Source organism: Vibrio sp. RE86 (assembly GCF_013114545.1).
In the GTDB taxonomy this organism is placed as follows: Bacteria; Pseudomonadota; Gammaproteobacteria; order Enterobacterales; family Vibrionaceae; genus Vibrio.
Map to the genome: position 1 here is coordinate 1 of NZ_VTXI01000035.1, position 12,686 is coordinate 12,686.

The following is a 12,686-nucleotide window of genomic DNA, read 5'->3' on the forward strand; positions in this document are numbered from 1 at the left end:
TGGTGTTCAAAGTCCGTTTTCTACGGCGTTGTAAATTCCAAGTGGTTTCAGTGACAGTCGCTTTGAAACTGAGCCTGATTTGAGCTCGTCAGATTCTGTGAAAGTAGTATTGGCAAAGTTTCAATCAGCTTCAAATCAAAGCCTTAGGGCAGGCAACTAACAAACCATTTAAGCAGATTCGCAACGCTCGGCATTTTGGGTTTGAATCAGCTTTAGTGATTAAGGCACAATGTTTTAGGTGGGCAGCAGCGTTGCTCACTACTTAATTGGGCGTTAGTTGCTTGGAGTTAAAATGAACATTTCGAAGAATAAAAAGAAGCAAATTAGTGCTCTAATTGAAAAGTGTAAATCTAAACAAGGCGAATACCTTCCTTCACATCATGGTTCTGGGAGTTGGGCTACCACATACTCTACTGAGTTTATCAATGCTGCTAGTGAGTTGTATGTCCTCTTCCAAGATCTTGGCCTTGGTGACCCTTTATATTTGCTTTCAAATAAACTCAGGACAGCTGGCATCCGCTCATGTCGTGGCGCAGAATTCCATGTAGACCGCGTGGACTATTTATACAACACTCACCTGCGCTATCGAATTGAAGAATTGCGTGCAAAACAGAAAAAGAAGCCAGTTCATAACAAGGTCGCATGTACGTATTGTGATAAAATGGTGGTTGGTATCACTCAACACGTCAGTCAATCGCACCCCGAGTCTTGGCTCGAATTTTACGCAAAGTCTGGTGTAAACCTAAAAGGTAAAACTAGGTGTTCCTCTTGCGGTTCATTCTTGAAATCAATGGATGGGCATAAAGAAAAGTGCCTGAGGACATTAGAATTTCGCAACTAACAAACAATTTAAGAGTGATTCAGCACGCTTGGCATTTTTGGTTTGGGTTTAGTTCAGTGTTTACGGCGGTTAAATTGAGTGTCGTGGTAGCGTGCTTCACACCTTAATTGGGCGTTATGTGCTCGGAGGAAATATGCAATATATCGAAGTCAAAAGTAGCGAAATTCCACTAGATTTATTGCTTGAAGCTGATCCTTCTGAACTTAGTATCGCTTCATATTTATCTGATTCATGGTGCTTTGCAGCCGTAGACAGTGGGCGAGTTCTAGCGGCTTGTATCGTTAAGGCACAGACCAACTGTATCGCTGAGATATTCAATGTATCTGTATCTCCAGAGCTACAAGGTCAAGGTATTGGCTCTAAGTTACTAAAGCTCGTTCTATCTCTGTTGCCAAGTAAGGGGATCAATCGTGTTGAACTTGGTACGGGTACATTTGGCTATCAACTTACTTATTACCAGCGTTTAGGTTTTCGAGTAGAGTCAATAATCAAAGATCACTTTTTGCTAAACTACCCCGAGCCAATCTATGAAAATGGTATTCAACACAAAGACATGCTGAGATTGTACGTAAATATTTAATACGCACATAACAAAGCGTTTAAGTCAGATTCACAACGTTTGGCGGTTTTGGTTTGCTTTGAATTTAGTGTTTACGGCACAATGGTTTAGGTTTGGTGGTCTGCGCTGCTCACTACTTAACGCGGCGTTATGTTTACTTGTATTTCAATGGCTTAAATATCTTAGGCTCAAGTTCTTTGTCTCTCCGGCAGTTTGTTTCTAGTAGACTCAGCAAGTCAGTATTGTCGGCCTAAGTTCTTGAACTTCTTAGGCGTAAAACATGCAAAGGTTCGTGGGTTGCTTCATTGTCAGGTCGAGTAGGCTAGGTTTCAGTTTCTTTGGCTTAAAGTCGCTTTGAGATTCTTTCTCAAGCAACATTCTACCTTGGCAGTTGCCTCGGCAATTAACCATTGTTTTGCGCTGTTGAGAGAAGAGACTAGGGCACTTGTTGGAGCTTAGTTGGGTTGCCTCATTGGGCAGGGAAGTGTTTGTACTTGTTGTTAGTTGGTCGCTTTTGGTGACCAATTTAGCTTTCGCGTTGTGGCTTGGTTCAGAACAGTAGTCGAGGGTATCAGTTCTTTCTCAAGTAAGTCAGTCACTTGTGGTAAAACATAACAAACAATTCAATCGGATTCGTAACGCTTGGCATTTTGGGTTTGAATTAGCTTTAGTGATTAGGGCACAATATTCTGGTTAAGTGGTAGCGTTACTCACTACTTAATTGGGCGTTAGGCGAAGGATGAGATAAGAAATAATAATGAAGTTAGATAAATTCGTTGAGCAACTTAATGTCATAGCTCGAAAATATTTTTATGAGCCTAGCTTGCGTGATAACAGGATAGTTTTATCTAGGAGTCAAACACTACTCACAGTTCCTATCGAGTTCTATGAGGATGAAGTTGCAATCTACCTATTTGCTAGAACTACCTCTTGGGACGGTGCTGGTGACCGAACTGATATGAATGATGTTTTTTCAATGTTACCAGCTTTGTTTATGAGGGTAAGTAATCTTCACATATCTAGTAAGTTGTTAGACCTAGAACATCCATTAGGGCAAGGTGACGATGGAGCTATAAGAGAAGTCGAATTATATGCAAGATACATAACTTTCTCTCAACCACATAAAGGTGGCTTCTTGCCTAGGTCTAAGGCTAGTTTGGAAATAATAGAGCACATCTTAGAAGCAATAACTGAATACGAAGTGAGTCTGTACCATTTCATTGAAAGTGACTCTAACCAAAATGACAGCTGTGATTATACAGGGTTAGACTTGCATGTTTGGGCTGTAACTTTGGCTAAAGCCTTGAACCAAAATATCAAGTCAGATGGTGTTTTATATAATAAGAGGGTTAATCCTAGCTGGTTATATTTCCGTTCTCTCAGCCACAAACTGTCAGTAATTCGTGCGCCGAAAACGGCTTATATGCTTAGAGAATTGGTGAAGAACACAAATTTTGAAAAAACACACTCTAGTGACGGTTATAGTTTTTATATAAATAAGCCTACTCTTAATGCATTTAAAGATGATGAGACAACTATCTTATTGAAAGTTTAGGGCGCTATAGGCGAGTCCATTGATTCACTATGCTTGATTCCCATTGACAACAAGCTTATTGCTATTGGTGAGATGCATATAGCCTTTCTTGATTGTGGCTGTGATACACGAGAATATCATCAAGGTAGAAGAGAGGTCATAGCAAGAAGGAAGCGAGAGCAAGAAATTTTATTTGATGGGGGAGTTTATAAATGGTCGGAAAGAATAGATGGTGAAAGGTTTGAGGAGTTTACTAGGGAGTTACTTATCTGTAAAAGTGGAGTTGTTAAAGTTAGCAATACCTCGGTTACTAATGAACCAGATTCCAATGCTGATCTAATTTGTATTTGGGATACTGTCGACCTATCAGATATGCCTCAACTTGAAGCTAAGAGCCCAATCAAAAGGCGAAAAATCGTTGTTCAGTGCAAAGCTTGGTCAAAAAATATCGGAAAGAATGATATACCAAGTATAAGGGATACTCTCGATAGATTTGATGCTGATGGAATGCTAGTTGTTTCTTCTAAGTCTATAACTAGGAGTTTGTTTGACCATATTGAGGCTTTAAGGAGAAAGGGTGTATGGGCAGATTTTTGGGATAGAGCTGAAGTTGAGGGGATTTTAGATGATAACCCTGGTTTAGTTTTAAAATATCCAGATATAGTGTCATTCGATGAATTCGCCTAACAAAGCATTTAAGAGTGATTCACAACGCTTGCCGTTTTCGCTTCGCTCAAAGTATAGGCAAGCGCCGCTCACACCTTAATGCGGCGTTATGTTCCCGAGTACCCCACGTTTAGTAGACACTTTACTAAGTTAGATCTAGGGTCTAATTGAGAGGTGATTTATGGCTAAACATCGTAATCCAGCGTATTAGACGGTGTTGACCACTCGAAGAAAGAGTCCGAAGAGCTTCGCGCGCTAAGGCGCGAGAACAAGCGCCTACGTGATGAAATGGAATTTCTAAAGAAGGTGTCGGCGTACTTTCCGAAGAGCCAAGAGTGAAGTACGAATACATTGAAGTGTATTACAATCGAAAAAGAAAGCACTCAGCGTTGGGCTACGTCAGTCCAGTTGAGTTTGAAAGTGTGTTATCTTGTGTCCAATTTTTATGGGGTACAATGGTGTAAATGGTTGTCTTATTATGTATTAAAGATACGTGGTGTGTGGTGGATGTTTGAAGATATCTAAAGGTTTTACATATATTGAACTCGTAGTTGTTATTGTCGTTTTGGCGATATTGGCAGTAGCGGCTATTCCTCGCTATATATCGTTAAAACAGGAAGCAAATGCGTCTGTTGTTGAAAGTGTAGCTGCTTCATTTAGATACGTAGTCGATAGCGTGCAGATTAATGCGGTCATTCAGGGAGTCGAGGGTCAACAAAACGTTCCTGTATTAATTGAAGGTATTGCAATTAATACGTATTTTGGTGTCCCTCAAGAAATTTGGGATGAGCGCTTAGGAGAGCTGTTTGTTGGAGATATTACCCATGTAGGTAATGGTTATTACGATTTCGGCTCGAATGGTGTTAAAAATTATGAATGTACAGATGAACTGTGTGTAATTGATCAAACACCTGGAGGCTGGATTGCTAGCGGCATACGTGGGTGGGGAATGTTTTTATTTCCCGAATCTTATACTCTAAATGACGAATGCTACGCTTATTATGCCTTTGAGGCGTCAAGCACAGAAGTCGTTTCATTAGTAACTGAGGCTGTAACAGATGGCTGCTAATTTACGTTAGCATTCAGTCTTTCTTTGGGCTTTATGGCAAACAACAAAGTGTTTAAGACAGATTCCCAAGGCATGGCATTTTTCATTCCATCGTTGGTTTTCGTGGCTTACACCTTAATTGGTGTTGGGCAGATGTGGTTCTTTAACCTCTAGAGCCCATGTTTTGGCTTCATATAGCTTTGCTGTTCATTGATAAACATAGTTAAAACTAACAAATTCTTGCTACCAATCTGGTAAACTTTGGATGGTTACAAGTACTTCAGGAACCCCTAAATGAGCCAAGAACAACCGAATAACCCATTACATGGTTTAACCCTTGAGAAAATTCTCGTTCGTCTACAGGAGCACTACGGTTGGGAAGGTTTGGATGCAGAAATTCAAATAAACTGCTTTTATAACAACCCATCTATCAAATCTTCATTAAAGTTCTTACGTCGTACCCAATGGGCTAGAGAGAAGGTTGAAGCATTGTATATTGAGACTTTCTGCAAATAAGAGAGTTTGCTTAGTATCAAGTTTAAAGATGCGCGCAAATATACTCCGTTGCTGTATAGAGCCCAAGTCTTTTCCTGATACGTGAATTGAGCTTCCCGCTATCTGGTTACAGAGCCTCTGTGTCATATGTGACATAGAGGCTTTTTAGGTAAGTACAATCTAATTAAACCATCCGTATTTTTATTTGCTCCACGCCCCTATGAGTGGTAAAGGTTAGCGAAGAAAAAGAAACACTTAGTTTGCTTTCCTAACTGAGCATGTGGGTGCAATTCAGTTCCATTGTCAGTAGTAATAGTTTTGAACGGTAAGTCTGAGTGCTTAATGGTCTTCTTTACTCGAGCGTTCAATGACGTAGACTAGCTTCACAAAGAAAGGACCTTTCGATGTTCAAAATTGAGACTAAGCGATTGATTATTAGGGATATGACTCTGCATGATGAAGGTGCTTTTGTTGCTATGTCCCAAGATGCGAAATATCAACGTTTCTATGACGAGAATGACTGTGATCCTAACAAATACAGAGAGTTAACTAACTTGTTTGTCACTCAAGCTTCTGAGAAACCAAGACAATCGTACCAATTAGCAGTTGAGTGCAAGGCGTCAGGAAAGTTCATCGGCACTGTGTGCTTGCGCCTAGAGGACAATCAGCAGGCTTCAATTGGGTGTGCGTTTTCAAGAGCATCTCAAGGTGGCAAGCTTAGTTATGAAGCCGCTACCGCTCTCGCGGACTTTGGTTTCACGAAATTGGGCGTTCATCGTATTTATGCGGAGACAATCAGTAGAAACTTGCCTGCCATTAAACTGTGTAAGGCAATGGGGATGCGGCAAGAAGCTCACTTTAAAGAACACCGATTTTTCAAACAAGAGTGGTGGGATACAGTCGTTTTGGCAGTTCTTAGAACCGAATGGAGCAAAGAGTAATAGGGTATTGCCAGACTCACTTCTTATTTAGACATTAGTACTCAGAATCATACGGCAAGGAGGTTTTATGTTTCCCTTAGAGGTATTTGTTACTTATACATTGGCTTGTTTACTGCTGGTTATTTCACCTGGGCCAGATAACTTGCTCGCAATAGGTCGAGGTCTAAGTCAGGGTAGATTGGCGGCAGTAGTGTCAGGGATGTCTTCAGGGGTTGGCATTTTATTCCATGTCGTTGCAGCGACCTTTGGACTTACTCTTCTTATTCAAAGCTCTGAAGTGGCGTTTTACGCAGTCAAACTTGTTGGTGCGGGTTATCTCATTTGGCTAGGTGTGAAAGTTCTCCGCTCGAGGAATTTGTTCTCGTTAGAGCCTGCGAAAAAGCAGTATCTAAAAGTTATTTTTTCCACTGGCTTTTTATCAGCAGCTCTTAACCCAAAACCAGGTATGTTTGTTCTTGCTTTTGTCCCTCAATTTGTAAACCCAAGCTTAGGATCCGTGGCGACACAAATGATCGGCTATGGCGTTTGGTTTGCTCTATTAACAGCCGTTGGCTTTAGCTTAATGGGCGTGTTCTAGTCTCAATTGTCTGAGTGGTTTAGAAATAAACCTAAGCTGGTGTCGGGGCTGAATATTGGCGCAGGTGTTACATTTATTTCTTCGGGGCTGGCAGTGGCATTTATGAAACAGCGATAGTCTGAGTTAAAAAACATTAAGGAGTGATCTCGAGTGCTTATTTTCGTGTTTACGCTGGAATGCTCAAATCTATTCGTGGAACTCTTCACTCCTCAATGTATCGTCAAGCCTTTACAAGAGAAGAGTTTATGTTGTTGAGGCTGGTGGCTTGGGCGGTACTTCGCTTTGGAATAGTCTTATTTCTCTATCTGCCCGTAGCGTATGCGTTTCTCATCATTATCCAAACATCGAGTCCTCGATTCCTTGAAATGAATTGGGAAGCTTACGTTTGGCGAACATTATTATTACTGGTCATCGGCTATTGCTTGTTGCGATGTTCACGGACAAATGAGTTTGGGAAACTGTTCATCATTAGCGCTCTCGCTTCAAGCAAGTTTAGTGGTTGTGTCACAAAGATTGAAGTAGAGTGCTAACCACACCTATTACTCAAGTGGACGTTGTATAGCAGGTGAATTTCATCAGCAAATTACGAGAGAATTAAACATGAGCGATCAATATAATAACGAAGTATCAAAGCATTACGCAGCTTATCGTCCTCCAATACACAGCAAGATTTTGACGCAGGCTTTATCTCATAGTGGAGATTCTAAGTTCCATCTTGGGGTCGATATTGGGTGTGGTACTGGTTTATCTAGCAAAGCTTTAGCTAAATTCTGTACAGAAGTCTTGGGTATTGAGCCGAGCGGTGAAATGCTAGCTCAAACAGAATCAACGGAAAGCATCTCTTATATCCAAAGCACTGGAGAACACATTCCGATAAAAGAGGGTTCATCGGATATTGTCACCTTTGCTGGCTCTTTATCTTATGCAAAATCAAACGCCTTGGTGAAAGAACTCATTCGAGTCTGCCGTCCTGGTTCTATTATCGTTGCTTATGACTTTAAGGTGCAGTTATCTGATTTCATGTCTCTTTTACAAGCTGAAATTACGGCTAAGCCTTCAAACTATAACCATGCGGAAAACTTTGCAGGTTACAATCAATTCAAAGAGTTAAAAGTGTTTCAAGGCAACCTAACCTTACCTATGACTTCAGAGCAATTGGCGCATGTTTTGTTCTCTTCAATGAAGTACTATCTGGCATTGATAGAGCGTTTTGGTGAACTAAAAGCATTTTCTGAAGTTGTCAAAGCGTTGGGGGCAGGCAGCATTCATCAAGTGGAAGTAGATACCTATTATTCGATATATCAAGTTGAGTGACATCACAGGTCATTTTAGGGAGAGGTACAACATTGGTGCCTCACTGTTAATCTTTGCTGTGAGGCTATTTGGGCGTCATAGAGATCGAATCTTCATTATTTCCTCATTAGAAATGCCAAGAGACTCTAAGAACTTTTGGTGTTCATTTGGTTCGAGTTCTTCAAACTTCTGATGCCACTTGAGCATATCGGCCTCAGTGAAACCAGCTGCAACCATAATTTCTACCCATCGCTCTTTGTTCACAACATTCTCTTCTAATAGAGCTGGTTCTTGAAGCAACATGACTACAGCCTTCTGCTGCGCTCTCAAATTTTGGATTTCTCTCTCCAGTTCATTGAAATGGTCTTTCAATATTTGGCTTTGAGATTCTCCGCTTCGATCGAGTAATGTGCGGATGCTAGATACTGGCAACCCGTAAGAGCGATAGGAGCTAATCGCTTCTAGTCGTTCGATCTCTTTCTCTCCGTACCAGCGGTAGCCATTATCAGAGCGGAAAGCAGGCATGAGGAGTTGCTCTTTTTCGTAATACAAAATAGTGGTACGAGAAATTCCGAACTGCCTGGCGATTTGGGTGACGGTTAACATATATGCTCCACTATTTGACCGAATGTGCATTTTGACCCCGATTCTAATAGACGGGCCAACAGTTGGATTGTACCTTTCTCTACTGTTGCACGAAATGCATAACAGGAAATTTAAGAGACACTTACGTTGTTTGATGTGCTCACTCTAAGCCAGTTTTCTGCTTATGGCAGCAAGGTTTAAACGGGGTGTTAGCGGTTCTCATACCTTTGTTTGATATTATGTACAATCTTTCAATTTTTCGGTTGGCGGGTAAGTTTGACTCGAAAATTCACGCGTACCGACAGAACTTATCTGAAAGGCTATCATTGTAGTAAGAGAATATTGTAATCAACTCCGGAGGAGTAAATATATGGAATACCCAGTGGAAGGTACGTGTCAGTGTGGCGGAGTTCGTTATAAATTGTATGAAGCTCCGTTGGCGGTGCTGGCGTGTCATTGTACAGAATGCCAAAAATTATCAACAAGTCCATTTAGTGTGACTGCCGTTATTGATTCATCGAAAATTGAGTTTGAAGGAGAGCTGAGCAGTTGGGAAAGAACTGCCGAGAGCGGCAATAGAAATGAAGCTCATTTTTGCCCTAACTGCGGAAACAGGGTTTATCATATTAACCCTGATGAACCATCGACGGTGAAGTTAAAATTAAAACCGGTTCACCTCGAAGATGACAGTATCTTTGAACCTAAAGCGCATGTTTGGACAAGTGAAAAAATAGGGTGGTATCAAATTCCTGCGGGTATGAAGGTTTTTCCAAAGCAGCCTCAATAGCCACTGAAAAAGTCATTAAGACAAATCCCTAGCGTTTGGAATGTTTGGGGCCATCGTTGGAGTTTATCTTGAAGGAAGTCATTTGTTTTTACTGGTCGCTTTATCTACTTTCTTGGTCAAACACAAGACAATCACGATGTTTAATTGGCTCGCCATTTCAGGTGTGAACGTTTACCATGGCGTTTTCCAATAATGATTATGAGAGTTCAATGTCACTTCCTCCATGCCCAAACTGTAGTTCAGAGTACGTATATCAAGACCAAACTAACCTCGTTTGCCCTGAGTGTGCATATGAATGGAACCCAGCGGAAATCGAAGCAGAAAAAGAAGCGAATGCGGTTCGTGATGTTAATGGTGTGATCTTAGAGCAAGGTGATAAAGTCCATTTTATTAAGGATCTCAAAGTAAAAGGCAGCTCTAAGGTGCTTAAAGTGGGTACGAAAGCGACAATTCGTGGTATCAATGACGGCAAAGATCACCAATTAGACTGTCGTTTAGATGGCGGCGGGGAAATGATGGTCACGGCTAAGTATGTGAAAAAATCCTAGCGTATCTTTGATTGTGTAAAGAGCCTCGAATATTCGAGGCTCTTTTAGTTAGAGGGTTACTGGTTTAAGTAACGTTGTGTTAGGTGTTGCTGGAAGTGGGAGGCATTGAGCGTTTCACCGGTCGCTTGCTTAACAAGCTCTTCCGTTGTTAATAAGCTTCCTTTGCTCCAGATGTTCTCACCTAACCAGTTGAAGATAGGGGTGAGGTCGCCACTTACAATAGCGCTGTCAATATCAACACTCCTCTGCATTGCCGTCATGAACTGTGCAGCATACATTGCGCCTAGTGTGTAGCTAGGGAAATAACCGAATGCACCGTCAGTCCAGTGAATGTCCTGCATACAGCCATTTTTGAAGTTTCCTTGCGTAGACAGACCTAAATATTGTTGCATCTTGCTGTTCCATAGTTCAGGAACATCGGTGTGCTTTATTTTTCCATTAATAAGGTCACGCTCAATCTCATAGCGCAATATGACGTGGGCAGGGTAGGTGAGTTCATCGGCATCGACTCGAATAAAGTCTTTCTTAACTCGAGTATAAAGCTTTTGGAAGTTATCTTGTGAGAATAGCTTAGCGTCGTGCTGAGTAAAGTGCTGCTCAGCCAATTTGGCTAAATGTGCAATAAACGCGTCACTTCGGCCAACCTGCATTTCAAAGAACAGAGATTGAGACTCGTGAATTCCCATAGAACGAGCTTCGCCAGAAGGTAAGCCAGACAGTGCTTTGGGTAACCCTTGCTCATAACGAGCGTGGCCAGTTTCGTGGACAATCCCCATCAAAGATTGAACGAACTCCGATTCATCATAACGAGTCGTGATGCGGACATCCGACGGAACTCCACCACAAAATGGGTGAACGCTTTCATCCAGTCGACCATGTTCGAAATCAAACTGAAGAAGCTTCATGACTTCAAGGCCAAGTGCTTTTTGGTGTTGGGTATCGAATGTCCCCGTTGGTTGAATGAAAGGCTCTCGAGCTTGTTTGTCGATGACTTGATCGATCAAATCGGGTAACCAAGTTTTGACGTCAGAGAATAAGGCGTCGAGTGAAGCTGAACTGGTTCCCGGTTCATATATGTCGAGCATCGCATCGTATGGGGTCGAGCCATTCGCATCTGCTCTAATTTGAGCCTCTTCTTGTGAAAGCTTGACGACTTCCGCCCAGTTTTTTTCGAAACCTTGCCAGTCATTTTCGCTTCGTTGTGTTCTCCAAGCGTGTTCACATTTTGAACCCGCTAAAGACTTTGCTTGAACTAAGTCTTCGGGTAGTAGGTTTGCTTGTTGCCACTGACGTTTTAATTCTCGAAGTGTGGCTTGATCTTGTGAGCCTAACTGCTCTGTCTCTGCTTGTGCAAACCAGTCGGCTAATTGCGGTTGAGTGTGAAGAGAGTGAATATGTACTGACAGTTCGGCCATCGCCTCGCTACGGGCGCTATTGCCACCAGAGGGCATTACGGCGGCTTGATCCCAACCGCAAATGGCTGCTAGGTGGTTGAAGTGAGAGATTTTTTTAGAATGTGTGGTGAGTTTTTTGAATGCGCTCATAGGTCGCCTTCCATGACGTTATAAAAAAGAAAGTCTATCAACCAAAGGCTGATAGACCAAGTTTTTATACAGCGCGATTAATAGTTATTTGCGGCTTCTAAATCAAAATTCCCGTCTGCTAAAGAAGCAACTTTTACAGGCCAACCGTAACCTTCATACTCGTTGACGAGTGCTTCAGCTACATCTGAACTTACGTTAACCTGAGTCCACTTACCTATTCCCATTACTTGGTACGATAATTGTACTAATACCATGCTGTTTTCCTCCCCCGGATTACATTGAATCGGTAATCTTCCTGATTACCTGATGCCATACTAATTATATTTTTATCGGTTGTCATCTTCTAAAGTGGAAAGTGTTAATAAATGTGATTTTGGTCATTATTGGAACAGTAGTCACTCTTTGTGTTAAAACGTTAGACTTGAAGTTGATTTAAATCAGCATCGAGCTGGTTGATAATCGGAGAGTTAAACGTACGGTGAGTGTTAGGAATAATAATGATTGATAATTTTGAAGCATTTTTGATTGCGATAACCATTCTGACGTTGACGCCGGGTCTCGATACCGCGCTGGTGGTTCGCAACTCATCTCGTGGCGGCTTAGCCGATGGAAGCTTTACAAGCTTAGGAATATGTTTAGGGTTGTTTGTCCATGCTACGTTTTCTGCTGTAGGGATCTCTGCGATCTTGGCCCAATCTGCAGAGCTATTCAATGCTGTAAAAATGATAGGTGCGGCTTATCTTATTTGGCTGGGGCTCAGTACATTAAGGTCTATCTATAAAAATGGTGTCCAAGCAATGTCTGGAGAGAGCGAGCAGAAAAGCCTCAACGTTCGACGCTCACTTCGTGAAGGGTTCTTGTCCAATGTTCTTAACCCGAAAACTGCTGTGTTTTACCTGGCATTCTTACCTCAGTTTATTAACCCTGAAGGCTCTGCAATTTTACAGTCTTTCCTTATGGCTGCGATCCATTTTGTGATTGCGATGATTTGGCAGTGTGGATTATCTGCACTACTCAATTCGGCAAAGTCTTTACTACAGAGTTCAACATTCCTGAAACGGATGGAAGCAACGACTGGCGTGGTTTTGGTTGCGTTAGGTGCTAAGTTGATGATTGAAGACTAAGCTTTATTGTCTCATTTCAAACTAAAAAACAGCGCATTAAGCGTAATGCCGATCAGTTAAGGGTTAAATGATCGGTTGAACGATCCTTCCAAGGTGTCAAAATCCGAGTGTATTCCATGCACTCGGATTTTTTATGTTTCTAAG

The 12,686-nt window shown here is 41.7% G+C and carries 15 protein-coding genes and 2 pseudogenes; 13 read left to right on the forward strand and 4 right to left on the reverse strand.

Going from position 1 to position 12,686, the window contains the following annotated elements; translation table 11 throughout:
• Positions 1–292 precede the first annotated feature (292 nt).
• The 7 genes and pseudogenes from F0231_RS20190 (at position 293) to F0231_RS20220 (ending at position 5,164) form a co-directional block, all read left to right on the forward strand.
• A complete protein-coding gene (locus F0231_RS20190; protein ID WP_171761475.1) occupies positions 293–841 on the forward strand; it encodes a hypothetical protein in 549 nt (182 codons plus the stop codon).
• Positions 842–974: 133 nt separating this feature from the next.
• Entirely contained in the window at positions 975–1,421 is a 447-nt protein-coding gene (locus tag F0231_RS20195) for a GNAT family N-acetyltransferase (protein ID WP_171761476.1), read from the forward strand.
• A gap of 736 nt (positions 1,422–2,157) precedes the next feature.
• A complete protein-coding gene (locus tag F0231_RS20200) occupies positions 2,158–2,955 on the forward strand; it encodes a hypothetical protein (protein ID WP_171761477.1) in 798 nt (265 codons plus the stop codon).
• A 33-nt stretch (positions 2,956–2,988) separates the two neighbouring features.
• Complete coding sequence (locus F0231_RS20205; protein WP_171761478.1) at positions 2,989–3,621, forward strand: restriction endonuclease; 633 nt, start codon at positions 2,989–2,991, stop codon at positions 3,619–3,621.
• A gap of 320 nt (positions 3,622–3,941) precedes the next feature.
• Positions 3,942–4,064 (forward strand): annotated as a pseudogene (locus F0231_RS20210) (IS3 family transposase); the annotation flags it as partial.
• A 47-nt stretch (positions 4,065–4,111) separates the two neighbouring features.
• Positions 4,112–4,669: a prepilin-type N-terminal cleavage/methylation domain-containing protein gene (locus tag F0231_RS21185; RefSeq protein WP_216612375.1), complete on the forward strand. Its 558-nt coding sequence runs from the start codon at positions 4,112–4,114 to the stop codon at positions 4,667–4,669.
• 273 nt (positions 4,670–4,942) lie between these two features.
• Positions 4,943–5,164, forward strand: coding sequence for a VF530 family DNA-binding protein (locus F0231_RS20220; RefSeq protein WP_087482573.1), 222 nt, complete (start codon positions 4,943–4,945; stop codon positions 5,162–5,164).
• A 22-nt stretch (positions 5,165–5,186) separates the two neighbouring features.
• Here F0231_RS20220 and F0231_RS21025 read toward each other — a convergent pair.
• Positions 5,187–5,520, reverse strand: a pseudogene (locus F0231_RS21025) (transposase); the annotation flags it as partial.
• A gap of 27 nt (positions 5,521–5,547) precedes the next feature.
• Between F0231_RS21025 and F0231_RS20225 the strand changes: the two are divergent.
• The 3 genes from F0231_RS20225 to F0231_RS20235 all read left to right on the forward strand — a co-directional run bounded on the left by F0231_RS20225 (position 5,548) and on the right by F0231_RS20235 (position 7,975).
• On the forward strand, positions 5,548–6,084 hold the full coding sequence (locus F0231_RS20225; RefSeq protein WP_171761480.1) for a GNAT family N-acetyltransferase: 537 nt from the start codon (positions 5,548–5,550) through the stop codon (positions 6,082–6,084).
• Between the two features lie 67 nt (positions 6,085–6,151).
• Entirely contained in the window at positions 6,152–6,661 is a 510-nt protein-coding gene (locus F0231_RS20230) for a LysE family translocator (protein WP_253825837.1), read from the forward strand.
• A 600-nt stretch (positions 6,662–7,261) separates the two neighbouring features.
• Positions 7,262–7,975, forward strand: coding sequence for a class I SAM-dependent methyltransferase (locus F0231_RS20235; RefSeq protein ID WP_171761481.1), 714 nt, complete (start codon positions 7,262–7,264; stop codon positions 7,973–7,975).
• Positions 7,976–8,050: 75 nt separating this feature from the next.
• Here F0231_RS20235 and F0231_RS20240 read toward each other — a convergent pair whose 3' ends face one another.
• Entirely contained in the window at positions 8,051–8,560 is a 510-nt protein-coding gene (locus tag F0231_RS20240) for a MerR family transcriptional regulator (RefSeq protein WP_171761482.1), read from the reverse strand.
• A gap of 349 nt (positions 8,561–8,909) precedes the next feature.
• On the opposite strand from F0231_RS20240, the gene F0231_RS20245 reads away from it, so the two are divergent.
• Both F0231_RS20245 and F0231_RS20250 read left to right on the forward strand, forming a co-directional pair.
• Positions 8,910–9,326: a GFA family protein gene (locus F0231_RS20245; protein WP_171761483.1), complete on the forward strand. Its 417-nt coding sequence runs from the start codon at positions 8,910–8,912 to the stop codon at positions 9,324–9,326.
• Between the two features lie 209 nt (positions 9,327–9,535).
• Entirely contained in the window at positions 9,536–9,874 is a 339-nt protein-coding gene (locus F0231_RS20250; RefSeq protein ID WP_171761484.1) for a zinc ribbon domain-containing protein YjdM, read from the forward strand.
• 56 nt (positions 9,875–9,930) lie between these two features.
• Here the strand turns inward: F0231_RS20250 and F0231_RS20255 are convergent, their stop codons facing one another.
• A complete protein-coding gene (locus tag F0231_RS20255; RefSeq protein WP_171761485.1) occupies positions 9,931–11,418 on the reverse strand; it encodes a carboxypeptidase M32 in 1,488 nt (495 codons plus the stop codon).
• A 77-nt stretch (positions 11,419–11,495) separates the two neighbouring features.
• Entirely contained in the window at positions 11,496–11,672 is a 177-nt protein-coding gene (locus tag F0231_RS20260) for a hypothetical protein (protein WP_171761486.1), read from the reverse strand.
• Between the two features lie 240 nt (positions 11,673–11,912).
• Between F0231_RS20260 and F0231_RS20265 the strand changes: the two genes are divergently transcribed.
• The gene (locus F0231_RS20265) at positions 11,913–12,542 is read left to right on the forward strand and encodes a LysE family transporter (RefSeq protein WP_171761487.1); all 630 of its coding nucleotides are present in this window, start codon (positions 11,913–11,915) and stop codon (positions 12,540–12,542) included.
• Positions 12,543–12,686: the final 144 nt, after the last annotated feature.